Genomic DNA, 26,586 nt, shown 5'->3' on the forward strand with positions numbered 1-26,586 from the left:
GGCGCGCGGGGCTTGCCGGAGGCGGTCGCAATCGTCAAGCGTGGGGGAATGACGCGCATGGCTGACACTCCGGCTCCGCGACGCGGGAGCCTCGCGGGCCGGATCATCCGCGCCCTGGTCCGGCTGGTGATGGCGCTGGTGATCGTCTTCGTCGCCTTGCTGCTGCTCTATCGCTTCGTGCCGGCGCCTTCGACCCTGATGCTCGGCCGCTGGCTGACCTTCCGTGCGGTGGAGCGCGACTGGGTGCCGCTGGCGCAGATTTCGCCGCATCTGGTCCGTGCCGTGATCGCCTCGGAGGATCAGCGCTTCTGCTCGCATGCCGGCGTCGACTGGGGTGAGCTCAACGCTGTGCTCCAGGACGAGGACGGGCCGAGTCGCGGCGCATCGACGCTGACCATGCAGACGGCCAAGAACCTGTTCCTGTGGCCGGGCCGGTCCTATCTGCGCAAGGGGCTGGAATTGCCGATGGCCATGGCGATCGATCTCGCCTGGCCGAAGCGGCGGGTGATCGAGGTCTATCTCAACATCGCCGAATGGGGGCCAGGCCTTTTCGGGGCGGAGGCCGCGGCGCAGCGCCATTTCGGCAAGTCGGCCTCCCGATTGACGCCCGCCGAGGCGGCGAAGCTCGCCGGGGCGCTGCCGAACCCGATCCTGCGCAATCCGTCGCGGCCCAGCCGCGCGCTGCAGGCGGCGGCCGGGCGGGTGCAGCGGCGGATGAACCAGCTCGGGCCGCTCGGCAATTGTGCGCTCCCGGACTGAGGCGCATGTTGGCACCACTTTTTCCGCAGCATGGTCTAGCCAGGCCGCGCGCGAGCGTGTAAAGGCCAGCCCTCATCACGGATGTGACGTCGTCGCGACAGTGGTGCGGGTGAGAAGCCCCGCCTCGCGCGAAGGCATGATGGAGAGTACCGATGGCCGTTCCGAAGAGAAAGACCTCGCCGTCGAAGCGCGGCATGCGCCGCTCGGCCGACGCGCTGAAGCAGCCCACCTATATCGAAGACAAGAACTCGGGCGAGCTGCGCCGTCCGCACCATATCGACCTGAAGTCCGGCATGTACCGTGGCCGCCAGGTGCTGAAGGCCAAGACCGAGGCCTGATGCGACGGGGCCCGTCCGGGTCCCTGTCAGCAAGATCGAAGAGCGCCGGCCGTGAGGCCGGCCTTTTTCGTTTGGGCTTCAGGCTGAGCGAAGGAGCCTGCGGGGCAGGCCGCGGCTCGCGATCCCTTCATAATAGCGGCGGGCGCCAATGAATGGGGTTTCGCGGTCGCGACGGGCGAACGGGCCGATTCCGGCGTGACTGGCGGCAAGCTGGACGAGGAAGACGGCGGAGACGCACGGAGTGCGCTCCTCTTCGTAGACGAAGGCTGCCTCGGGGCGTTCTGCCTCGATCATTGTACCGCTCCGGAACATTCGAGGGTTCGGGAGCGAATCCTTGCAATCCGGGCGCCAAGCTTAACCCTGCGTTAACGCAGGTGCGTGCATCGTTTCGGCACAGTTCTCTACCTTCCCACACCCAGAACGGGGCGGTTTCTTTCCTATCGCCCGAGGCAGCCGCACCATGCCTGCGCCGTCCCTGTTCGGTTCCCGCGACGAGAGGATCGTCGAGCCGCGCAGCCTGCTGTCCTCGATCGGCGAAGTCGCCTACAGCTGGGACATCGGCAGTGACACCTTGACTTGGGGTCCGAACGCGGTGGAGGTGCTTGGCCCGGTGCCGGCGGCGGTGCTGGGGCGCGGCCTGGCCTTCGCCGGGCTGGTCGAGCCCGGCAGCGGCCGCAGCCGCTATGACGCGATCTTCTCCTCGGGCGGACAGGATCTCGGCGATGGGGCGATCTATCGCACGCGCTACGCCGCCGATCTCGCCGGCCGCAAGATGTGGATCGAGGATGCCGGGCGTTGGTTCGCCGGCATCGATGGCCGCCCGGCAAGCGCGCGCGGCGTGCTCAGGCTGGAGCGCGCGGTGCGGCCTGAGGAACTCGCCATGGCAGGCAGCGATCTCTGCGATCGCGACGCCCTGGTCGAACGTGTCGACGAGGCTCTGGCGGAGCACCTCCCGGCCGAGCGCCCGGTTGTCGTGCTGGTCGCGTCGATCGGCGATCTTGCGAAGCTCAATCACGATTTCGGCCATGAGGGGACCGAGGAGATCATCGAAGAGGTCAGGCAGCGCCTGCATTCGGTGATGCGCCGGCGCGACCAGCTAATGCACTATGCCGGCAACCGTTTCGCCATTCTTCTCGGTGCTTGCCCGGCCAATCAGATCGAGGCAGCAGCGCAGCGCTTCATCAAGGCGGTGGCGCGCTCGGCGGTCGAGACATCGCGCGGGATCGCGTTGGCGCGGCTGCATGTCGGGGCCGCGATTGCCCCCGATCTATCCCGCCACGGCTCGGTTCTGGTCGAGGCCGCCGAGAACGCGCTCGCCGGCGCCGAGGCGGGCGCCCGCGACGCTGCCATGATCGCGCGGCGCCCGGTCGCCGCCGAGGCCTGCGACGCCGCACCGCGCCTCGACCTCGAGGCTGTCGCGGCGCTCAACGAACGCAAGGTGAGGCTGGCGCTCCAGCCGGTGGTGACGGCCAAAGGCCGTGCCCTCGCCTTCAGCGAGGCGCTGCTGCGGGTCGAGCGCCCGCAGGTCGGCGGTTTCCTTGCCGCGGCCGAGCTGGTGCCGCTGCTTGAGCGACGTGGGCTGGTCGGCTTGTTCGACCATCGTGTGTTCGAGCTTGCCATGTCGCTTCTGGTGGAGCGGCCGGAGGCGATGCTGTCGATCAACGTCTCGCCGCGTTCGCTTGCCGATCCGGATTGGATCGAGGGCTTCGAAGCTGGGGTCGGGGCGAACCCGGCCGCTGCGAAGCGTCTGATCGTCGAGGTCACCGAGACCGCGACGATCGAGGATCCGGCGCGGATGGCGAAGCTGCTCAGCCGGATCAAGCAGTGTGGCGCCCGCATCGCGATCGATGATTTCGGAGCGGGCCACACCTCGCTCAAGCACCTGCGTGCTTTTCCGATCGACATCCTCAAGCTCGACGGCGCCTTCACGCAGAATCTGCGCCGCTCGACCGACGATCGCTTCTTCGTACGCACCCTGCTCGAACTCGCCCATCACCTCGGCGTCGAGACGGTCGCCGAATGGGTCGACGACGAACTGCAGGCCTCAATGCTGTGCGATTGGGGCGTCACTTATCTGCAGGGCCACCTGGTCGGCAAGGCCGAGCTTTGGCTCTCGGAGGGCGCGCCCGACAAGCCGCTAATGCAGGCTGTGGGCTGAGCCTCTTTCCGCTCGGCGGTTCAGCCGAGCGGACGTGACGGCCAGAGGTGTCTCATTTCTCCTTGGCGAGCCGGTCCAGCCGCTCACGCATTTCGGTGAGCTCACGCTTCAGGTCGCCGAGCTCGCCGTTCTCGCCTCCCTTGGCGGTCGCCTCGCCGCGGCTTTTAGCAGCGGCTGCCGCCGCGAACGGATTGAACAGCCTGAACGCCTCGGTGAACATCGCCATGTTGGCGCGGGTCTGGGCCTGGAGCGCGTCGATGGCGCCGGTGCCGAAGGCCTTGCTCATCTGCTCGCGGATCTTGTTCTGATCCTGGGTCAGATTGTCCATCGAGAATTCGAGATAGCGCGGCACCAGTGCCTGCATGCTGTCGCCGTAGAAACGGATCAGCTGACGCAGAAAGGCGATCGGCAGCAGGTTCTGCCCGTCCTTGCTCTCTTCCTCGAAGATGATCTGGGCCAGCACCGAGCGGGTGATGTCGTCGCCGCTCTTGGCGTCGTAGACGACGAAATCCTCACCATTGCGCACCAGGCCGGCCAGATCCTCCAATGTGACGTAGGAGCTCGTACCCGTGTGGTATAGCCGGCGATTGGCGTATTTCTTGATGACAGTCGGTTCTTTGTCGCTGGCCATCGACACCCACGCGGCTGTTGCGGCCATAACCCGGGGATCGGGCAAGGCCGGAAATCGGTCCCGAATGCGACGATAGCTCTTCGGCCGCCTGCTGCAAGTTTTTTGAGCGCGGGGCGGGGCTGCGCCGAGTTTGCCTCGAAGATGGGCTTAGCCGTCTCGCCGTCTTGACGGCGTCGTCCGCCGCTTCGAAGGTGAGGGGGAGAAGCCGTACGGCCGGATGGCCGGCGGGAGAAAACCGGAGGATGAGCCCCATGGCTGAGAATGACATCGTGATCGTCGGCGCGGCGCGCACTGCCGTGGGCTCTTTCAGCGGCGCCTTTGCCAACACGCCGGCTCATGATCTCGGCTCAGCGGTGATCAAGGACGTGCTGAAGCGCGCCAAGGTCGAGGCCGGCGAGGTCGACGAGGTCATCCTCGGGCAGGTGCTGACGGCGGCGCAGGGCCAGAATCCGGCCCGCAAGGCGGCCTTCGATGCCGGCGTGCCGCAGGGTGCGACCGCCTGGGGCCTCAATCAGGTCTGCGGTTCGGGCCTGCGCGCGGTGGCGATCGGCATGCAGCAGATCGCCAATGGCGACGCCAACATCATCGTCGCCGGCGGCCAGGAATCGATGTCGCTCTCGGCCCATGCCGCCCATATGCGCGCCGGCACCAAGATGGGCGACGTCAAGTTCATCGACACCATGATCAAGGACGGCCTCTGGGATATCTTCCACGGCTATCACATGGGCACCACGGCCGAGAACGTTGCGACCAAATGGCAGATCAGCCGCGAGGAGCAGGATCGTTTCGCCGTCGGCTCGCAGAACAAGGCCGAGGCCGCCAGGAAGGCCGGCCGGTTCAAGGACGAGATCGCGCCCGTGACGGTTTCGACCCGCAAGGGCGACATCGTCGTCGACGCCGACGAGTATATCCGCGATGGCGCGACGCTCGAGGCGATGGCCAAGCTCAGGCCCGCCTTCTCGAAGGACGGCACCGTGACGGCCGGCAACGCCTCGGGCATCAATGACGGCGCCGCCGCGCTCGTCCTGATGACGGCGAAGGAAGCGAGCAAGCGCGGCCTCACCCCGCTCGCCCGCATCGCATCCTGGGCGACGGCTGGCGTCGATCCGGCGATCATGGGCTCGGGTCCGATCCCGGCGACCCGCAAGGCTCTGGAGAAGGCCGGCTGGAAGGTCGGCGATCTCGATCTCGTCGAGGCCAACGAGGCCTTCGCGGCGCAGGCGCTGGCGGTGAACAAGGATCTCGGCTGGGATCCCGACATCGTCAATGTCAATGGCGGCGCGATCGCGATCGGCCATCCGATCGGCGCCTCCGGCGCGCGCGTGCTGGTGACGCTGCTGCACGAAATGGCCAAGCGCGACGCCAAGAAGGGGCTCGCGACGCTCTGCATCGGCGGCGGCATGGGCATCGCCCTGGCGGTGGAGCGCTAGCAGCGCCTCGCTATGCCGAAGCAGACCACGCTCTACCGCTATCTCACCGGTCCCGATGACGCCTCGTTCTGTCATCGGGTCTCGGCGGCCTTGAGCCAGGGCTGGGTGCTCTACGGGCACCCGACCCTGACCTATGACGAGAAGATGGGGCGGGTGATCTGCGGCCAGGCGATCATCAAGGACGTCGACCGGACTTACGAGCCCGGTCTCGATCTCAGCAAAGAATAACGCGGCCTCGTAGCCGCGTCTAAGAGGGAGAAGACGACTATGGCTAAGGTTGCATTGGTTACGGGGGGGACGCGCGGCATTGGCGCGGCGATCTGCAGGGCTCTGCATGAAGCGGGCTACAAGGTCGCCGCGAGCTATGCCGGCAATGACGAGGCTGCGGCCAAGTTCAAGGCCGAGACCGGCATACCGGTCTATAAATGGGATGTCGGCGACTACGACGCCTGCGCCGCAGGCATCGCCAAGGTCGAGGCCGAGATCGGGCCGGTCGATATTCTCGTCAATAACGCGGGCATCACCAAGGACGGTTTCTTCCACAAGATGACGAAGGAGCAGTGGTCGGCCGTCATCCGCACCAATCTCGACTCGCTGTTCAACATGACGCGGCCGGTGATCGAGGGCATGCGGGGGCGCGGCTTCGGCCGCATCATCGTGATCTCCTCGATCAACGGCCAGAAGGGCCAGATGGGACAGGTCAACTACTCGGCGGCCAAGGCGGGCGATATCGGCTTCGTCAAGGCGCTGGCCCAGGAGAACGCCAACAAGGGCATCACTGTGAACGCGATCACGCCCGGCTATATCGGCACCGACATGGTCGCCGCCATGCCGGAGGAGGCACTGGCGCGCGTCGTCGCCGGCATCCCGGTCGGGCGCCTCGGCAAGCCGGAGGAGATCGCCCAGACGGTGGTCTTCCTCGCTTCAGACAACGGCGCTTTCGCGACCGGCGCGACCTTTGCGGTCAATGGCGGCCAGTACATGGCCTGAGCAACCATCAGCCGATATGAAAAGGGCGGAGCCGATCGGCTCCGCCCTTTTTCATTGCAGCCGATGGCGCTCAGCTTCGCGCAGCGCGCGGCAACAGGAAGGTCAGGAGGCCGAAGGCCGGCAGCCAGGCGCAGAGCGCGAAGACCTGGACGATGCCGATCTTGTCGGCGAGCGCGCCGAGACCGGCTGCGGCCACGCCGCCGAGGCCGAAGGCGAGTCCATAGAACAGTCCGCCGACAAGCCCGACCCGATGCGGCACCAGGTCGATGGCGTAAATCAGGATCGCCGAGAAGGCGCTCGCCATGACGAAGCTGATCACGACGCTCAGGATCACGGTCCAGGTCAGGTCGGCATAGGGCAGGGCAAGCGCGAAGGGCAGGCAGCCCAGGATCGACAGCCAGATCACGCGGTGGCGGCCGATCCGGTCGCCGATCATGCCGCCGATGATCACGCCGACGGCGCCGACGACGAGGTAGAGGAAGAGCAGGATCTGCGAGAGCTGCAGCGGCACCTGGAAGCGCTCGATCAGGTAGAAGGTGTAGTAGGAGGTGAAGGAGGCCGTATAGGCGTTCTTCGAGAACAGGATGACGATCAGCACTGCCATGGCCAGCAGGACGCGGCTGCGCGGCATGCCATGCGAGGCGACATCGTCTGTGTGGACCTTCGATGCAACCTGCTCGCGGCGGAAGGCGGAATAGCGCGAGCCGATCCAGGCCATCAGCAGCATAGCGACGAGCACGATGCCCGAGAACCAGGACAGGCTCTGCTGGCCGTTCGGCACGACGACGGCGGCAGCGAGCAGCGGGCCGATCGCATAGCCGGCATGGCCGCCGACCTGGAAGACGCCCTGGGCCAGCCCCTGCCTACCAGCCGCGGCGTGGCGGGCCATGCGGGTCGCCTCGGGATGGAAGACGGCCGAGCCGGTGCCCACCAGCGCCGCCGCGATCAGCACCATCGGATAGCTGTGGGCGAAGGCGAGCGAGAGCAGGCCGGCCAATGTCGCGCCCATGCCGGCGACCATCGCATAGGGCCAGGGCTTCTTGTCGGTCAGGTAACCCAGGACCGGCTGCAGCAGCGAGGACGTCACCTGGAAGGCAAGCGTGATCAGGCCGATCTGCACGAAGTCGAGCTGATAGGTCTCCTTGAGCAGCGGGTAGACCGCCGGGATCATCGACTGGATCAGGTCGTTGAGGAGATGGGCGACGCTGAGGGCCGCCAGGACCGGCATCAGCGGGCGGGCGGCGCTGGGCATGGAGATCGTGGTCATGCCGCGACGCTTGCCCGCGCGCGCGGGCGTGGTCAATCACTTGGCGAAGCGCGTCGTGCATGGCCGCCATCGCGTGGAAGCTGTGATGCAGCGCACAGTGGAGGCATTCGCGAGCATGGCAGAACGCCGCGGCCGCTCGAGCCGCAGGCTCGTCAGGCGAGGGCAACTCCGAAGCGGCGGCGATAATCGGCGGGAGCGAGCCCGGTGATGCGCTGGAACAGCTTGCGGAAGGCCGAGGCGTCCTCGTAGCCGACATCCCGGGCGATCTGTGCGACCGGGCGGCGACTCAGCTCCAGCGCCTCGCGTGCCTTGGCGATGCGGATCTGCTGGGCGTATTCGGTCGGCCGCAGGCCCGTCGCCTTGCGGAAGCGGCGCAGGAAGGTGCGTTCCTCCAGCCCTGCCCGCTTGGCCAGTGCCGGCACGTCGTGATCACGGGCGCCGCTCGCCTGCAGCCAGTGCTGCACCTTCAGGATCGCCGCGTCGCCATGGTCGAGCCGCGGCACGAAATGGCTGTAGGGCTGCTGGCTGCGTCCGGGCGGATCGACCAGCAGGAAGCGCGCGGTCTCCAGCATCACGCTCGGTCCGAGCAGGCGCTCGACCAGCGTCAGGCCGAGATCGGTCCAGGCCAGGATGCCGCCGGCGGTGATGATGTCGCCATCATCGATCACCATGCGGTCGGTATCGACCCTCGCGGCCGGAAAGCGCGCCGCCAATTCCCCGGCGAAGGCCCAATGCGTCGTCGCTTCGCGGCCCTCGAGCAGCCCGGCTTCGCCGAGCAGGAAGGCGCCGGCGCAGACCGAGCACAGCGTCGTGCCTTCGCCATGGCGCTCGGCCAGCCAGGTCGCGAAGCCGCTCATCGGCTGCATCTTCGCCGGCATGATCAGGCTCGGCGGCGCGATCAGATGGCTCGGATTGTGCTCAGGGCCGGGATAGCTGTCGAACACACAGTCCACTCTCGCGCCGTCCACTCCCTGGCGCCAATGGCTGACGCGGATCGCGGGCGCCTCCGGTCCGCCGCGATCCCGGCTCATCTCGCCGGCGATCCGGAACAGGTCGGTCAGGCCGTAGACGGCCGCGAGCTGCACATCCGGGTAGAGCAAAAGCCCGATTTCTGCGATCGTCTGCTTCCCTGTCGTCATGTTGTCAGTTTTGCCTCGCTGAATGTCGGTTCCGCCAAGCGGCACCATGCAACGCTGCGCCTATAACCGTCCACATCGAAGGGCGACGATCCTGCGCCCGAAAAGCCGAAGGAAGCGACAGATGAGCACGATCACCACCAGGGACGGCACCGAGATCTTCTACAAGGACTGGGGCTCGAAGGACGCGCAGCCGATCGTCTTCCATCATGGCTGGCCGCTTAGCGCCGACGATTGGGACAACCAGATGCTGTTCTTCCTGCATCAGGGCTTCCGGGTGATCGCGCATGACCGCCGCGGTCATGGTCGCTCCAGCCAGACCGCGACCGGTAACGAGATGGACACCTACGCTGCCGATGTCGCCGAACTCGCCGCCCATCTCGATCTGCGGAACGCCATCCATATCGGCCATTCCACCGGCGGCGGCGAGGTCGCTCACTATGTCGCTCGCGCCGAGCCTGGCCGCGTCGCCAAGGCGGTGCTGATCGGCGCGGTGCCGCCGGTCATGGTCAAGTCCGACAAGAATCCGGGTGGCCTGCCGATCGAGGTCTTCGACGGCTTCCGCGCAGCGCTCGTCGCCAACCGCGCGCAGTTCTACATCGATGTCCCCGCCGGCCCGTTCTACGGCTTCAACCGCGAGGGCGCGAAGGTCTCGCAGGGTATCATCGACAATTGGTGGCGGCAGGGCATGATGGGCGGCGCCAAGGCGCACTATGACTGCATCAAGGCCTTCTCGGAGACCGACTTCACCGAGGATCTCAAGGCAATCGAGGTGCCGGTACTGGTGATGCATGGCGACGACGACCAGATCGTCCCCTATGCCGACTCCGCCCCGCTCTCGGCCAAGCTGCTCAAGAACGGCACGCTGAAGACCTATGCCGGCTTCCCGCACGGCATGTGCACCACCCATCCGGACGTGATCAACGCCGACCTGCTCGCCTTCATCAAGGGCTGACGCGATGCGGAGGCTGAGCTCATCAGCCTCCGCGCATCCCGATCGGACTGCCGGCACGGCCGTTGCGGCGGCGTGCCGGCAGTTTTTTGTGTGGGACGCGGGCGGTATGCCGAAGGCAAGCGGCGAATGGGCTGGCGATGACACGGCATAGCGCTTAACGGGTTTCGGGTCGCCATTCCGAAGTTCGCCCGATGACCTCCCGCACCGCCACCGCGACCGGCTTCGTCGCCATCCTGCTCTGGTCGACGCTGGCACTGTTTACCGCCATGTCCGGCCGGGTGCCGCCTTTCCAGCTCGTCGGCATGACCTTCGTCATCGGCGGCGTCCTCGTGCTGGCGATCGCAGCGGCGCGGGGGCGCCTGCATCTGGCGCGGCCGACGCCGGCCTCCTTCCTGCTCGGGCTCTATGGCCCGTTCGGCGATACGGCGCTCTATTACGCCGCAGTGAAAACGGCGCCGGCGGCAGAGGCCAATCTGATCCATTATCTCTGGCCGCTGCTGATCGTGCTGTTCGCGGCGCTCCTCCCGGGCGGCGGGCTCAAAGCTCGTCATCTAGTCGGGGCGCTGATCGGGCTCGTTGCCACGGCGATGCTGATCTCAGGCAGCCTCGGCTCGGGCGGCGCAGGCATCCAGCTCGGCCATGTCCTGGCGGCGCTCGGCGCCTTCGTCTGGGCGAGCTATTCGGTGCTGTCGCGGCGCTTCGCCGGCGTGCCGTCGGAGAGCCTCGCCATCACCATGCTCGGCTGCGCCGTCCCCGCCTTCGCCTGCCATCTCGCCTTCGAGACGACCTTGTGGGCGCCGAGCTTTGTCGAGTGGGGTGGCATCCTCGGTCTGGGCCTGGGCTCGATCGGGCTCGCCTTCATCTGCTGGGATGTCGGCATGAAGAAGGGCGACGTCGCCTTCCTCGGCGTCGCCTCCTATGCCGCGCCGGTGCTCTCGACCGTGGTCCTGGTCATCGCCGGCTATGCGCCGGCGAGCTGGCTGTTGGCGATTTCCTGCGTACTGATCGTCGTCGGCGCGCTGGTAGCCAGCTTCGGACCGGCGGCGAAAGCCGCTGTGCCGAAGGCCGCCGGAGGCTAGGATTCAGATGTCGAGAATACGGGTCTCGTAGGCGTAGACCGTGCGGAAGCCGAGCCGGCGGTACATTTCCAGCGCGAGGCCATTGCTCTGATCGACCTGGAGATAGGCTTGGGCACAGCCCTGTGCCGCCGCCCAGCCCATCAGCCCCAGCATCAGCTGTTTGCCGAGACCCCTGCCGCGCAGGGCTTTGTCGACGATGACGGCGCCGATCTCGGCCATGCCACGCTCGGTGACGCTCATGGCGTAGGCCGCCGGGCGCCCCTCATGCATCAGCGTGGCGAAGGCGGCGGGGACGCGTACACCGCAGACGATCGCAGCAAGATGCTCGCGGTTGCGCTTGTTGCCGGTCTGGTGAGCGCAGACGCCATCGATCCAGGCGTCGTCCGCCTGGGCGGTCGCGATCATGCCGGAAATGGGCGGATGCAGGCCGGGGTCGAGTTCGGCGACCATGCCGAAGGAAGCGGTCTCGACCCGGTAGCCGCGCTCGGCGAAGCGTTGGCGGGCGCCTTCGGACACCAATGGCGTGAAACGGATGCGAGGCGGCAGGCCGGCCTGACGATAGAGATCCTTGACGAAGGCAAGAGTCGCTTCGTCCATGTCGCCACCTTCGCGCAACGAGGAGGCCGAATTGGCGCGGCCGGAATAGCCATTGGCGAAGCGCACGACCCATTGGTCGACGATGAGCGTGGTCGGCGCCGGCCAGGCGTTGACGATACGGGTCTCGCAGGCGCTGGCCAGCGCCATGTCGATGACGGGCTTGTCCATCGCTAGCCTCCCGCCGGACGCGGCGTCGGCCGCCAGTCTGGCGGCGCCATCTCGAAGCCGGAGAAGGCAAAGCCCGGCGCGACCGTGCAGCCGACCAGTGTCCAGGCGCCGAGCGAGGTCGCGCTCTGCCAATGCCCGGCCGGCACGACGATCTGCGGCCGCTGCCCGGCAGAAAGATCCTTGCCAAGATGATGCGCCGAGGCGTCGTGGCCATTCGGCGAAAGCGTGATCACCAGCGGCGCGCCGGCATAATGGTGCCAGATCTCGGCGGCGTCGACGCGATGCCATTCCGAGGTCTCGCCGACATCGAGCAGATAATAGATCGCGGTCGAGAAGCCACGCCCCTCCGGACCGGCGGGATCGCGGAAGGTCTCGCGATAATGCCCGCCCTCGGGATGGGGCGTCAGTTCGAGCAGGCGGATCACCTCGGCGGAACTGAGGCCGTTCAACGTGCTCATCGCGGATCAGAACCTGTTCTTGGCCTCGCGCAGCGCCGTAAAGACCTCGCCGGCCGGCTTGCCGACGATGCCGAGCGTCGCGGCGAGTGCCGGCTCACCGGCGCGGAAGAACGGGTTGGTCGCCTTCTCCTCGCCGACGGTGGTCACAGCCCAGAAGCGGCCTTCGGCCTTGGCAGCCTCGGCCTCGGCGAGGCGGGCAGCGACGGCCGGGTTACTCGGGTCCATGGCCGCGGCGAAGCGGGCATTCGACAGGGTGTAATCGTGGCCGCCGATCAGCGTGGTTGAGTCCGGCAGCGCCATGATGCGCGACAGCGAGGTCCACATCGCCTCCATCCGGCCAGGCATGACGCGGCCGCAGCCCATGACGAAGACGACATCGCCGACCAGCGCGAGCTTGGCTTTCTGGCTGACGAGGCTGACATGGCCCTCGGCATGGCCGGGCGTCGCCCAGGCCTCGAAGTCGTAGCCACCGACAGCGACGCGGTCGCCCTCGCCAAGCACGACATCGACCGGCGCGCCGGCGCGTGCGGCTTCGGGTGCGAACACCTTGGCGCCGGTCGCCTGCTTCAGCGCAGCGATGCCCTGGACGTGGTCGGCATGCTCGTGCGTCACCAGGACCTGGCTGATCGTCCAGCCCTTGGCCTTGGCCGCGGCGAGGACCTCGTCGGCATCGGGAACGTCGACGGTGGCGCAGGCGCCGGTGCCGGGGTCGCGCAACAGCGCGCCGGCATTGTCGCTGAGCGTGCGGAAGACATGGATGTCGAGCGGCATGGGAAGCTCCGGCAATCGGCAGTCGAGACGCCTGCTTGAAGCAAGCGCGCGCCGGTATCAAGACGGGTGTGTTGCCGAACACTGCCCTTGCGCTCCCGATGCCGCTGCGCCATCTCCGTTGGCATGGCCTTGGACGTCGTCGACCTGCGCACCTTCTATGCCAGCCCGCTCGGGCATGTGGCGCGCAGGGTCGTCGGCAAGGTCATGGTGAAGCTCTGGCCCGATTGCCGGCGCCAGCGCCTGCTGGGCCTGGGGTTCGCGACGCCCTATCTGCCGCTTCTCGGCGGCGAGGCAGAGCGGGTGATAGCCTTCATGCCGGCGGCGCAGGGCGTGGTGAACTGGCCTTCGCCCGGACTTTCTGCTTCGGCACTGGTCGAGCCGACCCTGCTGCCGCTGCCGACCGCCTCCATCGATCGCGTGCTGATGGTGCATGCGCTCGAGGAAACAGAGAGCCCCGAGGACCTGCTCGAAGAGATCTCGCGGGTGCTGAGCCCAGGCGGGCGCTTGATCGTCGTCGTCCCGAACCGGCGCGGCCTGTGGGCGCGGATGGACACGACGCCGTTCGGCCATGGCCGGCCTTTCAGCCGTTCGCAGATCGAGGCGCTGATGCGCCGCGCGATGTTCTCGCCCGAGCACTGGGTGGAGGCGCTTTATGTGCCGCCGCTACGCCGACGCCTGTTCATGCGCTCGGCGATGGCCTGGGAGAAGGTCGGCGCCGGGCTGTCGCTGCCCTTCGCCGGCGTCTACGTCATCGACGCGACCAAGCAGTTCTACCGACGCGCGCCCCTGCGCGCGACGCGACGCAGCATCGCCTTCCGGCCGGTGCTGCTGCCGCAGGCTCGCTCCTCTTCGCACCTGCCGCGGCAGGATGATGGGGGCGGGTCTGCGGGTTGACAATTTCGCCGGGGCGCGGCCAAGGTCCGCCGCCTTTTTTGACCGTTCCGTCACCGCGGCCTCAAGCCGGCGTGTTTTCCCCTGGGAAGCGGGACCAGATCTGGATGTCGATGCGAAGCTATCTCGATTTCGAAAAGCCGGTCGCCGAGCTCGAGGCGAAGGCGGATGAACTGCGTACACTCGACGGCAAGGGCGACGGCTACTCGCTCGCCGAGGAGATCGGCAAGCTCGAGGCCAAGGCCTCGCAGGCGCTGAAGGACCTCTACGGCACCCTCACGCCCTGGCAGAAGACGCTGGTGGCGCGCCATCCGCAGCGCCCGCATTTCCTCGACTATTGCTCGGCGCTGATCGACGAGTTCACGCCGCTCGCGGGCGACCGCGTCTTTGGCGAAGACGAGGCGATCGTCGGCGGCTTCGGCCGCTTTCGTGGCGAGCCGGTCTGCGTCATGGGCCAGGAGAAGGGCAACTCGACCGAGACCCGCATCAAGCACAATTTCGGCATGCCGAAGCCGGAGGGCTACCGCAAGGCGGTGCGCCTGATGGAGCTGGCCGACCGTTTCGGCCTGCCGGTGCTGAGCTTCATCGATACCGCCGGTGCCTATCCCGGCATCGAGGCCGAGGAGCGCGGCCAGGCCGAGGCGATCGCGCGCTCAACCGAGACCTGCCTTGCGCTGCGCACGCCGAGCGTCGCGCTGGTGATCGGCGAGGGTGGCTCCGGCGGGGCGATCGCCATCGCTGCCGCCAGCAAGGTGCTGATGCTGGAGCACGCGATCTATTCGGTGATCTCGCCGGAAGGCGCGGCCTCGATCCTCTGGCGCGACACGGCCCGCGCCCAGGACGCCGCAACCGGCATGAAGATCACGGCCCAGGACCTGCTGCGCTTCGGCGTGATCGACAAGATCGTCACCGAGCCGACCGGCGGCGCCCATCGTGACCCGCAGGCAGCGATCGAGCGGGCCGGTGCGGCGATCGAGGCGGCCTTGTCCGATCTCGCCGGACTGAGCGCCGACGAGATCGTCGACCGGCGGGCGCAGAAGTATCTGGCGATCGGCCGGACGCTATAGCCGGGAGTGGCCGTGCGGAACCGCGCAGATGGCTTGGTAGGGGCTTTACCGCAGCTTCACCATATGGCCATCTGCACGCTCGCCGTGGTAAGGAACGGTCAAGGCTAACGGTCCTACAACCGAGCAACGGGCATAATTTGGCCGCGTTGTATGAGGCATTGTCGGGTCTGACGCGTCCGCGCGAGATGGGATTGACGACGTGGCTGTGAGACATTTCGCGCTGGCGGCGCTCCTTGGCCTCACTTTGGCAGCCTGCGAAGAGGAGCGTTATCGCGGCTCTGCGCGCCATAACATTCCGATTCCGTCTGCGACCTACACGCTGATGTCCGAGAAGGGCATGAGCAAGAGCCAGCCGATCGTGATTCGCTCCTACAAGAAGGAGTCAGAGCTCGAGGTCTGGAAGAAGCGCGCCGACGGCAAGTATGCGCTGCTCAAGACCTTCCCGATGTGCCGCTGGTCGGGCCAACTCGGCCCGAAGGTCCGCGAGGGCGACCGCATGGCGCCGGAGGGCTTCTACGCTATCGCCCCGGCGCAGATGAACCCGAATTCGTCGTTCTACGTCTCGTTCAACATGGGCTATCCGAACGCTTATGACCGCGCGCATGGCCGCACCGGCGCGCATCTGATGGTACACGGCGCCTGCTCCTCGGCCGGCTGCTATTCGATGACGGACGACCAGATCGGCGAGATCTACGCGCTGGTGCGCGAGGCCCAGAATGGTGGGCAGCGGGCCGTGCAGATGCAGGCTTATCCGTTCCGGATGACGCCGGAGAACCTCGCCAAGCACCGGCTCGACCCGAATATCGCCTTTTGGAAGAATCTGAAGGAAGGCTCGGACTTCTTCGAGGTGGCCAAGGACGAACCGTCGGTTTCCGTGGCGGGCGGACGCTATGCCTTCAACCGTGATGGCACCCAGGTCGACCCGTCGCTGACGCAGGCGCTCTCCGAGAAGCGCCAGCAGGACGAGATCCAGGTCGCGGCGCTGGTGTCGAAGGGCACGCCCGCGGTCAAGCTGATCTATGATGACGGCGACCAGCATTCCTCCTTCAAGCGCCAGCTGGCCCAGTCCGGTGCCGATTCGCTGAACAGGTCGGTCGCCTGGGGCTCGCGCGATGTCGGCATCAGTCGCGTCGATTCGCTGATCGGCCCCCGTGTCGTCGTGTTCGATGACAAGGGGCGGACCAAGGCGACTGTCCGCGCCGAATCGGCTGACAACGAGGCCGTGCTCGCTGCGGTCAGCAGCGCGCAGCAGGCGGAGGAAGCCAAGCCCGTGGTTGCCGCTGCGCCGGCCAAGCCTGCGGCTGCTCAGCCCGCCGCCAAGCCGAAGAGCGATGCGGCGGCGACTCAGGTCGCCAAGGCGACGCCGGGCGCCGCGACGCCCGCCCCGATCCAGACGGCTTCAGCCGAACCCTCGCAACCCTCCTTCTATCAGCGTGCGCTGAGCTTCGTACCGCTGCTCGGCAGCGGTTCTTCCGAGCCGAAGGAGCAGGCGCCGGTCGTCTCCGTCGTGCCCGAGACGCCGCAGACGGTGACTGCGCCATTGCCGCCGCGCCGGGCCTCGACCCTGCGCACGTCCCAGCTGCAGCCCGACGCCTCCTATTCAAGCCAGCCCGTCGCGCGCTGAGCGGCCCGGCAATCACTTGATGTAAAAAAGTCACGCCCGCGGCCAGCAATGGCCGCGGGCGCTTTTGTAGGCGTCTAAACCGCAAAATCCGACGAGTTTGCTCATTACGCGGGCAGGTTGCAAAAAACCTCGCCTTGCCGAGTTCGCACCCGCGCAGGCTTAATCATGGCGAATGCATGACGAGATTCGTGCAGGGACCTTGATGGAGTTCGCGATGGCTGCCTTGAAAACTTCCGGCTTGCTGACGGGCTTTGCGCTTTCGATGGCGCTGACGGTTTCGAGTGCGCTCGCCTCGGATCTGCCGAGCCGCAAGGGTGCGCCGCCGGTGCCGGTCGCGCCGAGCATCACCTGGTTCGACATCGCCGTCAGCGTGAAGGGCATGACGGATTATAATTTCCGCGGCATCTCGCAGACCGACCGCAAGCCGGCGATCCAGGGCGGCGCCGAACTGCAGATCTACGACAATCTGTTCTATGTCGGCGTCTACGCCTCGAATGTCGATCTGGCGACCAGCCCGCCGGCCGAAATCGACTTCTACGGCGGCATCCGGCCGAAGTTTGGCCCGGTCACCGTCGATCTCGGCATCTGGCAGTACTACTATCCGGGCGAGAAGGCCTATATCGACACGGCCGGCGTGTTCTGGACGCCGAAGAACACCGATTACACCGAGGTCTATGGCAAGGTCAGCTATAACTTCGAGGACAAGCTGATCCTCGGCGCGAACGTCTTCTACGCCTGGGACTGGCTCGGGACCGGCGCTAGCGGCACCTATGCCTCGGTGACGGCGAAGTACAACCTGCCCTTCCTCGAAGGCCTGTCGGTCTCCGGCGAGCTCGGCCATTACTGGCTCGGCACGACCAATCTCGCGATCTGGTCGACGCTGCCGCCGACCAATTTGCCGAACTACACCTACTGGAACGCCGGTGTTTCCTACACCTGGAAGAACCTGACGGCGGATGTGCGCTATCACGACACCAACCTGTCGAAGACTGAATGCTTCCTGCTGACGGCCGATCCGCGTGGCATCACCTCCGGCTCGGGTCGCTCGAAGTGGTGCAACCCGACCGTGGTGGCGACGCTCTCCTTCGACATCACCGCCAGCAGCGTCGGTATCTTCGCGCCGAAGTAAGCGCTTCGATCGCGCCGGTTCGTTTGGTCAAGGCCGCTCGTGAGAGCGGCCTTTTTCCGTTGATGGGACCCGATGGCCAGGCGCTGAGCGACTACCGCGCCAGCGCGGCCCTCATGTAGCTGCGCGGCGTGGTGCCGAGGCGCCGCCTGAACATGGTCGTGAACGCCGCGACATTGTCATAGCCCGCCAGCATGGCGATCCGGGTGACCGGCGCTCCTTCCGCCAGGCGGGGCAGGCAGGCGAACAGGCTCGCTTGCTGGCGCCAGGCGACGAAGCTCAAGCCGGTCTCGCGCTGGAAGAAGCGCGTGAAAGTCCGCCGGCTCATCGCCAGTTTTGCGGCCCAGTCGTCGAGCCGTTCGGTGACCGACGGTGCCGCCATATAGGCACGGCACAGGGCGGCCAGCCGCTTGTCGGCCGGGAAGGGCAGGCCGAGCGGCTGGACCGGGAGTGCGGCGATCTCGGCCCTCAGCAGTTCCAGGACGAGCTCGATCTTGCGGGTGCCAGGCGGGGTGTCGTGCAAGCGGATTGCCTCGGCGATCAGGGCGCGCGCCAGCTCGGTGACGCCGAGCACCTGCAGCATCCGCTCCGCCAGATCGTCATGGCTGGGCAGGAGATAGACCGACTTGACGCTGACATCGCTCAGCATCTCGACCGAATGCTGGAGCTGGGCCGGGATGAGAAGGGCGTGCCCCGGCGGGATCATCCAGCAGCCGCGCTCGGTCTGCACCAGCACGACGCCGGAAAAGGCGCAGAGCAGCTGGACATGGCGATGGCTGTGCAGAGGGATCGTGTAGCCGGCCGGGTTGTCCGAGGTGTGGACCAGAACATCGCTATCGGAGCGGGCGATCCAGCCGTGACGAAGGCGATGATGAGCATGGAGGGCATCGAGCTGTTGTTGCGGCAGCGTCTTCATCGATTGGCCCAAACACGAAATTATTCGACCGAAACACGAATGCAGGTCACGGGCAAGCCCTGTAGAAGGAGCGCCGAGACAGGTTTTTGCGCAGGAACACCGCCATGGTTGCAACGATCGAGGGGAGCCGCCCCCGCTTCGAGAAGACGACGATCTCCGTTCTGCTCGCGGTCAGCTTCTGCCACCTCCTGAACGATGTCATGCAGTCGCTGCTGGCCTCGCTCTACCCGCTGTTCAAGGCCAATTACGCCCTGGATTTCGTCCAGATCGGCCTGCTGACCATGGCCTTCCAGGTCACGGCCTCGCTGTTGCAGCCGGTCGTCGGAATGGTGACCGATCGCTGGCCGATGCCCTATTCGGCGCCGGCCGGCATGGCCTCGACCTTCGGCGGCCTGATCCTGCTCGGCAATGCCCATAATTTCGCGGTGTTGATCGTGGCGGCCTGCCTGATCGGCCTGGGGTCGGCGATCTTCCATCCGGAGGCGTCGCGGGTGGCGCGGCTCGCCTCGGGCGGGCGGCACGGCCTGGCGCAGTCGCTGTTCCAGGTTGGCGGTAATCTCGGCTCGGCGCTGGGGCCGCTTCTCGCCGCCTTTATCGTCCTGCCCTTCGGCCAAGGCAGCGTCGCCTGGCTCTCGGTCATCGCCATGGCGGGCGTGGTCGTCCTGACCCGCGTCGGACACTGGTATGCGGCGCATCGCCGGGAGCATGCCGGCCGCCCGGCCGCCAGCCGCGCCTTGCCGCTGCCGGGACGACGTGTCGCTTTCGCCCTGTTCGTTCTCGTGCTGCTGACCGCGACGAAGAACGTCTACATGGCGAGCATCTCTAGCTATTTCACCTTCTACGTCATCGAGCAGTTCCAGCTCGGCTTCCGCGATGCGCAGCTGATGCTGTTTCTGTTCCTCGGTGCGGCTGCAGTCGGCACCTTTGCCGGCGGGCCGATCGGCGACCGCTTCGGGGCGCGCTTCGTGATCTGGTTCTCGATCCTCGGCGTCATCCCGTTCGCGCTGCTGCTGCCTTACGCCAACCTGTTCTGGACCGGCGTGCTGTGCGGGGTGATCGGGCTGATCTTCGCTTCGGCCTTCTCGGCCATCGTGGTGTTCGCGCAGGAGCTGGTTCCGGGACGCGTCGGCCTGATCGCCGGCATGTTCTTCGGCTTCGCCTTCGGGGCAGGCGGGCTCGGCGCCGCCTTCCTCGGCGGCTTTGCCGACGCCTACGGCATCACCTTCGTCTACCGCGTCTGCTCCTATCTGCCGCTGTTGGGGCTGCTGACCATCCTGCTGCCGCGTCTGCCACGGCGCGGGTGAAGGCTGGGGTACGCGCTGCGGATGCCGCGTGAGATGTCAGACGTAAAAAGGGCTCCAGCCATCGGCGGAGCCCTTTTTCATATGTCGGATGCGAAGCCGCTGCGATCAGACGAACTGGCCGTGGCAGTGCTTGTACTTCTTGCCGGAGCCGCAGGGGCAGAGCTCGTTGCGGCCGACCTTGCCCCAGCTTGTCGGATCGGTCGGGTTGCGCTCGGCGAGGGCGAGGTCGCCATCGGTCGCAGCGAATTGCGGCTGGCTACCGAGGAAGCCGGCCGGCGGGGGCGGCAGGGCGCCACCGCTGCCCTGGGCGAGGTCCAGGCCGTCTTCCGGCGGCGCCTCGAAGCGGACCTCGACGCGCATCAGATTGCCGGTGACCTGCTCACGCAGGCGGCCGATCAGGCTGTCGAACAGCTCGAAGGCTTCCTGCTTGTACTCGTTCAGCGGGTCGCGCTGGGCATAGCCGCGCCAGCCGATGACCTGGCGCAGGTGGTCGAGCGTGACGAGATGCTCGCGCCAGAGATGGTCGAGCGTCTGCAGCAGGACCTGCTTCTCGATATAGGTCATCACCTCTTCGGTGTTGCGCTCGATGCGCGCCGTGTAGTCGTCGTCGGCGGTCTTGCGGATGCGTTCGCGCAATTCGGCGTCGGCTATGCCCTCTTCCTTGGCCCAGTCCTCGATCGGCAATTCGAGATTGAGATAGGTCGTGACGTCCTCGCGCAGGCCGGCGGCATCCCACTGCTCGGGATAGGCATCCTCGGGGATGCGACGCGACACGGTGTCCTCGACGACGCCCTGGCGCATGTCGTCGATGGTCTCGCGTACGCTCTCGGCGCGCATGAACTCGCGGCGCTGCTCGAACACGACCTTGCGCTGGTCGTTCATGACGTCGTCGTATTTCAGGATGTTCTTGCGGATGTCGAAGTTGCGCGCCTCGACCTTGCCTTGCGCCTTCTCGACCGCCTTGTTGATCCAGGGATGGACAATCGCCTCGTCTTCCTGCAGGCCGAGCTTCTGCAGCATGCCGTCCATCCGGTCGGAGCCGAAGATGCGCATCAGATCGTCCTGCAGCGACAGGAAGAATTTCGAGCGGCCCGGATCGCCCTGGCGGCCGCCGCGGCCGCGCAGCTGATTGTCAATGCGCCGGCTTTCATGGCGCTCGGTGCCGATGATGTAGAGGCCGCCGGGGCGCGTCATGGTCTTGGCCGGGCGCGAGCCCTTGGCCGGCTCGAGCTCGATGGTCTCGGAGGCGTTGAGCACGATCTCGCGGAAGCGCGCGACTTCCTCTTCGATCGCCTTGATTTTCGCCTGCTTCTCGGGCCCGTCCTCCATGCCGGCGGTCTCGTGCGCGACGCGCATCTCGACATTGCCGCCGAGTTTGATGTCGGTGCCGCGGCCGGCCATGTTGGTCGCGATGGTGATCGCGCCGGGCACGCCGGCCTCGGCGACGATGAAGGCCTCCTGCTCGTGGAAGCGGGCGTTCAGCACGGCGAACTGCTTGGCGCTCTTGCCCGAGCGGGCGGCGGCGTAGAGCTTGTCCAGCGCATCGGGCTGGGCGAAGTCGATCTGCTTGAAACCGGCCTCCACCAGCATCTCGGCGACGAGCTCGGACTTCTCGATCGAGGCCGTGCCGACCAGCACTGGCTGCAGGCGCTCGCTGGCGCGGTCGAGCTCCTTGATGATCGACTTCACCTTCTCCGGGAAGCTGCGATAGACCTCGTCGTCGTCGTCGATGCGGGCGACCGGGACATTGGTCGGGATCTCGACGACTTCGAGCTTGTAGATCTGTTCGAACTCGTCGGCCTCGGTGGCGGCCGTGCCGGTCATGCCGGCGAGCTTCTTGTAGAGGCGGAAATAGTTCTGGAAGGTGATCGAGGCCAGCGTCGCGTTCTCGGGCTGGACGGTGACGTTTTCCTTGGCTTCGAGCGCCTGGTGCAGGCCTTCGGAATAGCGGCGCCCAGGCATCATGCGGCCGCTGAACTCGTCGATGATGACGACCTCGTCATTGCGGACGATGTAGTCCTTATCGCGGCTGAAGAGGGCGTGCGCCCGCAGCGCCTGGTTGACATGGTGCACCAGCGTGACGTTGGCGGAATCGTAGAGATCGCCCTCCTTGAGCAGCCCGGCTGCCCTGAGCAATTCCTCGATATGCTCGTTACCGGCCTCGGTCAGCGCCACGGTGCGCTGCTTCTCGTCGACCTCGTAATCCGTCTTGACCAGCCCCGGCAGGACCTTGTCGATCGAGACATAGAGGTCTGACTTGTCGTCGAGCGGGCCGGAAATGATCAGCGGCGTACGCGCTTCGTCGATCAGGATCGAGTCGACCTCGTCGACGATCGCGAAATGGTGGCCGCGCTGGCTCATCTGCGCGACCTCGTACTTCATATTGTCGCGCAGATAGTCGAAGCCGAACTCGTTGTTGGTGCCGTAGGTGATGTCGCTGGCATAGGCGCGCTGGCGCTCCTCGTCGTCGAGGCCGTGCACGATGATGCCGACGGAGAGGCCGAGGAAACTGTAGATCCGGTTCATCCACTCGGCGTCGCGGCGGGCGAGGTAGTCGTTGACGGTAACGACATGGACGCCCTTGCCGGCGAGCGCGTTGAGATAGACCGGCAAGGTCGCGACCAGCGTCTTGCCTTCGCCGGTCTTCATCTCGGCGATGGCGCCCTCGTGCAGCACCATGCCGCCGACGAGCTGGACGTCGAAATGGCGCTGGCCGAGCGTGCGCTTGGCCGCCTCGCGCACCGTCGCAAAGGCGGGAACGAGCAGGTCGTCGAGCTTGGCGCCGTCGGCGAGCTGTTGCTTGAAGGTTTCGGTGCGGGCGCGAAGGGCCTCGTCGGAGAGCTGCGCCACCTCGGCTTCGAGCGCGTTGATCGCGGCGACGCGGGGTTGGTAGCCCTTCACCCGCCGATCGTTCGACGAGCCGAAGAGTTTCTTTGCAAGCGCGCCAAGCATGTCTGGCCTTTCAATGGCGAATCCGGCCGGCGCCAGCAGGCGCGGCCGAAAGCGGTAACCCTCAGAATTTCACGCGCGTGTTTAGACGTGCGCAGGCGCATGGTCCAGCACGCGCTTGTCCGCGCGCATGTAGGGTCAGGGCACTTCGGTTCCAAGAGCCTTGCGCCGTTGCGCGGTGTGATGCCGTCGATTGAACCAGGTCGGCCGGCTCGCGTTGATGTGCGAGGCGTCATCTTGCCAAGGCCGCGTTCTGCTGGCACTCAGCCTGCGAGATTCATTTCCGCGCCGTTCATCGAAAGGCCGATCCATGGTTTCGTCCCGTCTCGCCACGCTGTCGCTCGGCCTCGTGCTCGCCGCTGCCGCGCCGGCCCTCGCGCAGCAGGACAAGCTCATCGCCAAGGTCGATGGGATCACCATCACCGAGGGTGATCTGAAACTCGCCGAGGAGGATCTCGCCGAGCGCACCGCGCAGATGCCGGAGGAGCGCAAGCGCGAGGAGTTGATCAACTATCTGGTCGACCTCAAGCTCGGCGCCAAGACCGCGGCGGCTGCCAAGATCGGCGATGGGCCGGAATTCGCCAAGCGGCTCGCCTATAACCGCGACAAGCTGCTGCTCGACGAATATCTGACGGTCGAGGCCAAGAAGGCGGCGACGCCGGAGGCGGCCAAGAAGCTTTTCGACGACACCGTCAAGGCGATGAAGCCGGAGGAAGAGGTCCACGCCCGCCACATCCTGGTGCCGGAGGAGGCGCAGGCCAAGGCGGCGCTCGATCGGGTAAAGAAGGGCGAGGATTTCGCCAAGGTCGCCGCCGAACTCTCCAAGGATCCGGGCTCGGGCAAGGAGGGCGGCGATCTCGGCTGGTTCGCCAAGGACCGGATGGTGCCGGAATTCGCCGAAGCTGCGTTCAAGCTCGAGAAGGGCCAGGTTTCCGAGCCGGTGAAGAGCCAGTTCGGTTGGCACGTCATCAAGCTCGAGGACAAGCGCAGCAAGCCGCTGCCGAGCTTCGACGAGGTCAAGCCGCAGATCGACCAGTATCTGGTCCGCAAGGCGCAGCAGGACCTCATCGTCGCTCTGCGCGAGAAGGCCAAGGTCGAGCGCCTCGACAAGCCGGCTGCCCCGGCGACGCCTGCGCCGGCTCCGGTCGAGCCGAAGAAGCCCTGATCGGGCCACGTCTTTCACAATACCGTCGCGATGCGCCCGGGCCATGCCCGGGCGTTTCGTTTTGGCGGAGCCGAGACCCTTGTCTTCGTCCCGCCGCTGCGGCACATCGGGGCACCTTTTCGAGGAGGCGTACGATGGCCGGCAAGGATGTTCCCGTTTCTCCGCTCGCGCCGAAGCGCCAGCCCAAGGTTCCGGCAGTACCGGGCGTGCGCTTCGCCACGGCCGAGGCCGGCATCCGCTACAAGGGCCGTACCGATGTGCTGCTCGTCCTGCTCGAAGAGGGCTCCCAGGTCGCCGGCGTCTTCACACGCTCGAAATGCCCGTCGGCCCCGGTCGATTGGTGCCGGGAGAATCTGGCGCAGGGCAAGGCGCGCGCCATCGTCGTCAACTCCGGTAATGCCAATGCCTTCACCGGCCTGAAGGGCCGTGACTCGGTCGCGCTGACGGCGAAGATCGCGGCGAAGGCTGCGGGCTGCAAGGCGGAGGAGGTCTTCATCGCCTCGACCGGCGTGATCGGCGAGCCGCTCGACGCAACCAAGTTCGAGGGTGTGCTGGCCGATTGCGCCAAGCGCGCGGCCGACGGACCCTGGTCGGACGCGGCCAAGGCGATCATGACCACCGACACCTTCCCCAAGGCGGTCTCGCGCAAGGCCAAGATCGACGGGCATGAGGTGGTGATCGCCGGCATCGCCAAGGGCGCCGGCATGATCGCGCCCGACATGGCGACGATGCTCTCCTTCGTCTTCACCGATGCGCCGATCGCGGCGCCCGTGTTGCAGGCCCTGCTGTCGAAGGGTGTGAAGGGCTCGTTCAACGCGATCACGGTCGACAGCGACACCTCGACCTCCGACACGCTGATGCTGTTCTCTACGGCTAAGGCCAAGGCGCGCGGCGTACCGGAGATCACCGACCCGGCGGATACCCGCCTCTCCGGTTTCAAGCGGGCGCTGAACGCGCTGCTGCTCGAGCTCTCGCATCTGGTTTGCAAGGACGGCGAGGGCGCCCGGAAGTTCGTCGAGGTGCGGGTCGTCGGGGCGCTGTCGGCGCGCTCGGCGAAGAAGGTCGCGCTCTCGATCGCCAACTCGCCGCTGGTCAAGACGGCGGTCGCCGGCGAGGACGCCAATTGGGGCCGCATCGTCATGGCGGTCGGCAAGGCCGGCGAGCCGGCCGATCGCGACAGGCTCGACATCTCCTTCGGCGCGATCAAGGTCGCGGAAGCCGGTGCACGCGCCGGCTCCTATGACGAGCAGGCCGTCTCCGATTACATGAAGGGCGAGCACATCGTCATCACCGCCGATCTCGGCCTCGGCCGCGGCAAGGCCACCGTCTGGACCTGCGACCTGACCAAGGCCTATGTCGAAATCAACGGCGACTATCGTTCCTGAGCCCGCCGGTCCGGCGGGGCCGAGCAAGGCCTTCATCGTCGGCAATCTCGCCGCCTGCTCGTTCCTCTGGGGCAGCAGCTACCTGTTCATCAAGCTGATGGCGGGCGAGGTCTCGCCCTGGGCGATCGCCGCCGGCCGCGGTCTGCTCGGCGCGGCGACGCTGGCGTTCTTCGTCGCAATGCGGGGGCAGAGCCCGCTGCCACGTCGGCATGAACTGCGCCATTGGCTCGTGCTCGGCACGGCCAATGGCTGGCTACCGAACGTGCTCGTCGCCTATGCGCTGATCCAGCTCGCCAGCGGCCCGGCGGCGATGATCCAGGCGGCGGGGCCGCTGGTCACGGCGCTGTTCGCGCATCTCCTGTTCGCCGAAGAACGTCTCGGTCGACGCCGCCTCACTGGTATCGCGATAGGTATGGCCGGCGTCGCCATCCTGATCGGGCCGCGCCTGGCCGAGGGCGGCGGCACGGCGCTCAGCCTCCTCGCCATGGTCGGGGCGACCCTCTCCTATGCTTGCGCCAATCTCTACGTCCGTGCGGTGCCGCCACAGTCGGGCGATCCGATCCGGCTTGCGCTCGGCCAGCAGATGGTCTCGGGCTCGGGCGCGCTGCTGCTGACCCTGGCGTTTTCCGGTTGGGGCGCACTCTCGACCCTGCTGCCGCATTGGCAGGCCGTGCTGGCGCTCGGCGTGCTCGCCACGGCGCTGCCGGTGACGTTCTTCATGCGGCTGATCCGCGCCGCCGGGCCGACGCGCGCAGCGATGACCGGTTATCTGGTTCCGGCAGTGGCTGCCGTCATGGGTGTGCTCATCCTCGGCGAAACGCTGGAGTTGCGGCAGATTATCGGAGGTTGCATCATCCTTGCAGGCGTCTTTCTGGTATCGACGGCGCCGGCGGGGGGACGTGCCAGATGAAGAGGATCGCATGCGTGCTGGGCCTTGCGGCCTTGTTGGGTTCTTGCGTCGCGCAGGGGCCAGGGACGGACCCGTCTTTTTCGGCAGAGGAGGCGGCGTTCATCCGCAAGCCCGGGACCGGGGTCATCGTCGGCCATGCCTTCCGCACGCGTGAGAAGGGGCAGGTCGTGAACGCGGCCGGCGAAGTCGTCAGACTGATCCCGGCGACGGCCTATGCCCGCGAGCGCTTCAGCCGCATTTTCGTCAGGACCAAGTTCCTGCCGCACTGGCGCTATCCGAATGACCAGATCGATTCACGTTATGCGGAATTCACCCGCACGACGAAGACGACGGCCAGGGGGCGCTTCAGCTTCGACAAGGTCGCGCCCGGCACTTACTTCGTCTCGACCCAGGTGATCTGGGGCGAGGAGGATGCGATTTTCCGCGAGGGCGGTTCAGTCTATGACGAAGTCACGCTGACTGGCAAGGAAACCGAGCCGGTCGAGGTCATCCTCTCGGGACATTAGTTCTTG

26 protein-coding genes are annotated in these 26,586 nt (G+C 66.6%); 17 read left to right on the plus strand and 9 right to left on the minus strand.

Features of this window, described 5'->3' with window-relative positions:
* Window positions 1–48: 48 nt before the first annotated feature.
* Window positions 49–759: a monofunctional biosynthetic peptidoglycan transglycosylase gene (gene mtgA, locus B6S44_RS13795; RefSeq protein WP_129157452.1), complete on the plus strand. Its 711-nt coding sequence runs from the start codon at window positions 49–51 to the stop codon at window positions 757–759.
* Window positions 760–911: 152 nt separating this feature from the next.
* Window positions 912–1,097, plus strand: a complete 186-nt coding sequence (gene rpmF, locus B6S44_RS13800) for a 50S ribosomal protein L32 (RefSeq protein WP_057189713.1) — start codon at window positions 912–914, stop codon at window positions 1,095–1,097.
* A gap of 78 nt (window positions 1,098–1,175) precedes the next feature.
* On the opposite strand, the gene B6S44_RS13805 is transcribed toward rpmF, so the two are convergent.
* Window positions 1,176–1,391: a hypothetical protein gene (locus B6S44_RS13805; protein ID WP_129157453.1), complete on the minus strand. Its 216-nt coding sequence runs from the start codon at window positions 1,389–1,391 to the stop codon at window positions 1,176–1,178.
* Window positions 1,392–1,557: 166 nt separating this feature from the next.
* Between B6S44_RS13805 and B6S44_RS13810 the strand changes: the two genes are divergently transcribed.
* Complete coding sequence (locus B6S44_RS13810) at window positions 1,558–3,255, plus strand: EAL domain-containing protein (protein WP_129157454.1); 1,698 nt, start codon at window positions 1,558–1,560, stop codon at window positions 3,253–3,255.
* 52 nt (window positions 3,256–3,307) lie between these two features.
* Here B6S44_RS13810 and phaR read toward each other — a convergent pair whose 3' ends face one another.
* Entirely contained in the window at window positions 3,308–3,886 is a 579-nt protein-coding gene (phaR, locus tag B6S44_RS13815) for a polyhydroxyalkanoate synthesis repressor PhaR (protein ID WP_129157455.1), read from the minus strand.
* Between the two features lie 251 nt (window positions 3,887–4,137).
* On the opposite strand from phaR, the gene B6S44_RS13820 reads away from it, so the two are divergent.
* The 3 genes from B6S44_RS13820 to phbB are packed head-to-tail and all read left to right on the plus strand — an operon-like array spanning window position 4,138 to window position 6,306.
* Window positions 4,138–5,316 carry an acetyl-CoA C-acetyltransferase gene (locus B6S44_RS13820; protein ID WP_129157456.1) on the plus strand — a complete coding sequence of 393 codons (1,179 nt, stop codon included), beginning with the start codon at window positions 4,138–4,140 and terminating at the stop codon, window positions 5,314–5,316.
* Window positions 5,317–5,328: 12 nt separating this feature from the next.
* A complete protein-coding gene (locus B6S44_RS13825) occupies window positions 5,329–5,544 on the plus strand; it encodes a DUF1737 domain-containing protein (RefSeq protein ID WP_129157457.1) in 216 nt (71 codons plus the stop codon).
* A gap of 39 nt (window positions 5,545–5,583) precedes the next feature.
* Window positions 5,584–6,306 carry an acetoacetyl-CoA reductase gene (gene phbB / locus B6S44_RS13830; protein WP_129157458.1) on the plus strand — a complete coding sequence of 241 codons (723 nt, stop codon included), beginning with the start codon at window positions 5,584–5,586 and terminating at the stop codon, window positions 6,304–6,306.
* 70 nt (window positions 6,307–6,376) lie between these two features.
* On the opposite strand, the gene B6S44_RS13835 is transcribed toward phbB, so the two are convergent.
* Window positions 6,377–7,573 carry an MFS transporter gene (locus tag B6S44_RS13835; protein WP_129157459.1) on the minus strand — a complete coding sequence of 399 codons (1,197 nt, stop codon included), beginning with the start codon at window positions 7,571–7,573 and terminating at the stop codon, window positions 6,377–6,379.
* Between the two features lie 152 nt (window positions 7,574–7,725).
* The gene (locus tag B6S44_RS13840; protein WP_206735155.1) at window positions 7,726–8,712 is read right to left on the minus strand and encodes a GlxA family transcriptional regulator; all 987 of its coding nucleotides are present in this window, start codon (window positions 8,710–8,712) and stop codon (window positions 7,726–7,728) included.
* Between the two features lie 121 nt (window positions 8,713–8,833).
* On the opposite strand from B6S44_RS13840, the gene B6S44_RS13845 reads away from it, so the two are divergent.
* Together B6S44_RS13845 and yddG are read left to right on the plus strand one after the other, a co-directional pair.
* Window positions 8,834–9,664 carry an alpha/beta fold hydrolase gene (locus B6S44_RS13845; RefSeq protein WP_164985819.1) on the plus strand — a complete coding sequence of 277 codons (831 nt, stop codon included), beginning with the start codon at window positions 8,834–8,836 and terminating at the stop codon, window positions 9,662–9,664.
* Between the two features lie 191 nt (window positions 9,665–9,855).
* Window positions 9,856–10,743: an aromatic amino acid exporter YddG gene (yddG, locus tag B6S44_RS13850; RefSeq protein ID WP_129157462.1), complete on the plus strand. Its 888-nt coding sequence runs from the start codon at window positions 9,856–9,858 to the stop codon at window positions 10,741–10,743.
* A 3-nt stretch (window positions 10,744–10,746) separates the two neighbouring features.
* Here the strand turns inward: yddG and B6S44_RS13855 are convergent, their stop codons facing one another.
* The 3 genes from B6S44_RS13855 to gloB are packed head-to-tail and all read right to left on the minus strand — an operon-like array spanning window position 10,747 to window position 12,737.
* Complete coding sequence (locus B6S44_RS13855) at window positions 10,747–11,508, minus strand: GNAT family N-acetyltransferase (RefSeq protein ID WP_129157463.1); 762 nt, start codon at window positions 11,506–11,508, stop codon at window positions 10,747–10,749.
* Between the two features lie 2 nt (window positions 11,509–11,510).
* Window positions 11,511–11,966 carry a cupin domain-containing protein gene (locus tag B6S44_RS13860; RefSeq protein WP_129157464.1) on the minus strand — a complete coding sequence of 152 codons (456 nt, stop codon included), beginning with the start codon at window positions 11,964–11,966 and terminating at the stop codon, window positions 11,511–11,513.
* Window positions 11,967–11,972: 6 nt separating this feature from the next.
* Window positions 11,973–12,737, minus strand: a complete 765-nt coding sequence (gloB, locus tag B6S44_RS13865; protein ID WP_129157465.1) for a hydroxyacylglutathione hydrolase — start codon at window positions 12,735–12,737, stop codon at window positions 11,973–11,975.
* Between the two features lie 123 nt (window positions 12,738–12,860).
* Here gloB and B6S44_RS13870 point away from each other — a divergent pair, with 123 nt between their 5' ends.
* The 4 genes from B6S44_RS13870 to B6S44_RS13885 all read left to right on the plus strand — a co-directional run bounded on the left by B6S44_RS13870 (window position 12,861) and on the right by B6S44_RS13885 (window position 17,448).
* Complete coding sequence (locus tag B6S44_RS13870) at window positions 12,861–13,631, plus strand: class I SAM-dependent methyltransferase (protein ID WP_129157466.1); 771 nt, start codon at window positions 12,861–12,863, stop codon at window positions 13,629–13,631.
* Window positions 13,632–13,741: 110 nt separating this feature from the next.
* Window positions 13,742–14,695, plus strand: a complete 954-nt coding sequence (locus B6S44_RS13875) for an acetyl-CoA carboxylase carboxyltransferase subunit alpha (RefSeq protein WP_206735165.1) — start codon at window positions 13,742–13,744, stop codon at window positions 14,693–14,695.
* A gap of 199 nt (window positions 14,696–14,894) precedes the next feature.
* Complete coding sequence (locus tag B6S44_RS13880; protein ID WP_129157468.1) at window positions 14,895–16,319, plus strand: L,D-transpeptidase family protein; 1,425 nt, start codon at window positions 14,895–14,897, stop codon at window positions 16,317–16,319.
* Between the two features lie 214 nt (window positions 16,320–16,533).
* Window positions 16,534–17,448 (plus strand): TorF family putative porin, encoded by a 915-nt coding sequence (locus B6S44_RS13885; RefSeq protein ID WP_164985820.1) that lies wholly within the window; start codon window positions 16,534–16,536, stop codon window positions 17,446–17,448.
* A 91-nt stretch (window positions 17,449–17,539) separates the two neighbouring features.
* On the opposite strand, the gene B6S44_RS13890 is transcribed toward B6S44_RS13885, so the two are convergent.
* A complete protein-coding gene (locus B6S44_RS13890) occupies window positions 17,540–18,361 on the minus strand; it encodes an AraC family transcriptional regulator (RefSeq protein ID WP_129157470.1) in 822 nt (273 codons plus the stop codon).
* A 104-nt stretch (window positions 18,362–18,465) separates the two neighbouring features.
* Between B6S44_RS13890 and B6S44_RS13895 the strand changes: the two genes are divergently transcribed.
* Window positions 18,466–19,665: an MFS transporter gene (locus B6S44_RS13895; protein ID WP_129157471.1), complete on the plus strand. Its 1,200-nt coding sequence runs from the start codon at window positions 18,466–18,468 to the stop codon at window positions 19,663–19,665.
* Between the two features lie 105 nt (window positions 19,666–19,770).
* Here B6S44_RS13895 and secA read toward each other — a convergent pair whose 3' ends face one another.
* On the minus strand, window positions 19,771–22,617 hold the full coding sequence (secA, locus tag B6S44_RS13900) for a preprotein translocase subunit SecA (protein WP_129157472.1): 2,847 nt from the start codon (window positions 22,615–22,617) through the stop codon (window positions 19,771–19,773).
* A gap of 307 nt (window positions 22,618–22,924) precedes the next feature.
* Between secA and B6S44_RS13905 the strand changes: the two genes are divergently transcribed.
* The 4 genes from B6S44_RS13905 to B6S44_RS13920 all read left to right on the plus strand — a co-directional run bounded on the left by B6S44_RS13905 (window position 22,925) and on the right by B6S44_RS13920 (window position 26,580).
* On the plus strand, window positions 22,925–23,779 hold the full coding sequence (locus tag B6S44_RS13905; RefSeq protein ID WP_129157473.1) for a peptidylprolyl isomerase: 855 nt from the start codon (window positions 22,925–22,927) through the stop codon (window positions 23,777–23,779).
* A 134-nt stretch (window positions 23,780–23,913) separates the two neighbouring features.
* A complete protein-coding gene (argJ, locus tag B6S44_RS13910; RefSeq protein ID WP_129157474.1) occupies window positions 23,914–25,164 on the plus strand; it encodes a bifunctional glutamate N-acetyltransferase/amino-acid acetyltransferase ArgJ in 1,251 nt (416 codons plus the stop codon).
* Window positions 25,133–26,074, plus strand: a complete 942-nt coding sequence (locus B6S44_RS13915) for a DMT family transporter (protein ID WP_129157475.1) — start codon at window positions 25,133–25,135, stop codon at window positions 26,072–26,074. Before argJ ends, B6S44_RS13915 begins: the two co-directional genes overlap by 32 nt.
* Window positions 26,071–26,580 carry a carboxypeptidase regulatory-like domain-containing protein gene (locus B6S44_RS13920; RefSeq protein ID WP_129157476.1) on the plus strand — a complete coding sequence of 170 codons (510 nt, stop codon included), beginning with the start codon at window positions 26,071–26,073 and terminating at the stop codon, window positions 26,578–26,580. Before B6S44_RS13915 ends, B6S44_RS13920 begins: the two co-directional genes overlap by 4 nt.
* Window positions 26,581–26,586: the final 6 nt, after the last annotated feature.

It is taken from the genome of Allobosea sp. Tri-44, assembly GCF_004123845.1.
Lineage (GTDB): Bacteria > Pseudomonadota > Alphaproteobacteria > Rhizobiales > Beijerinckiaceae > Allobosea.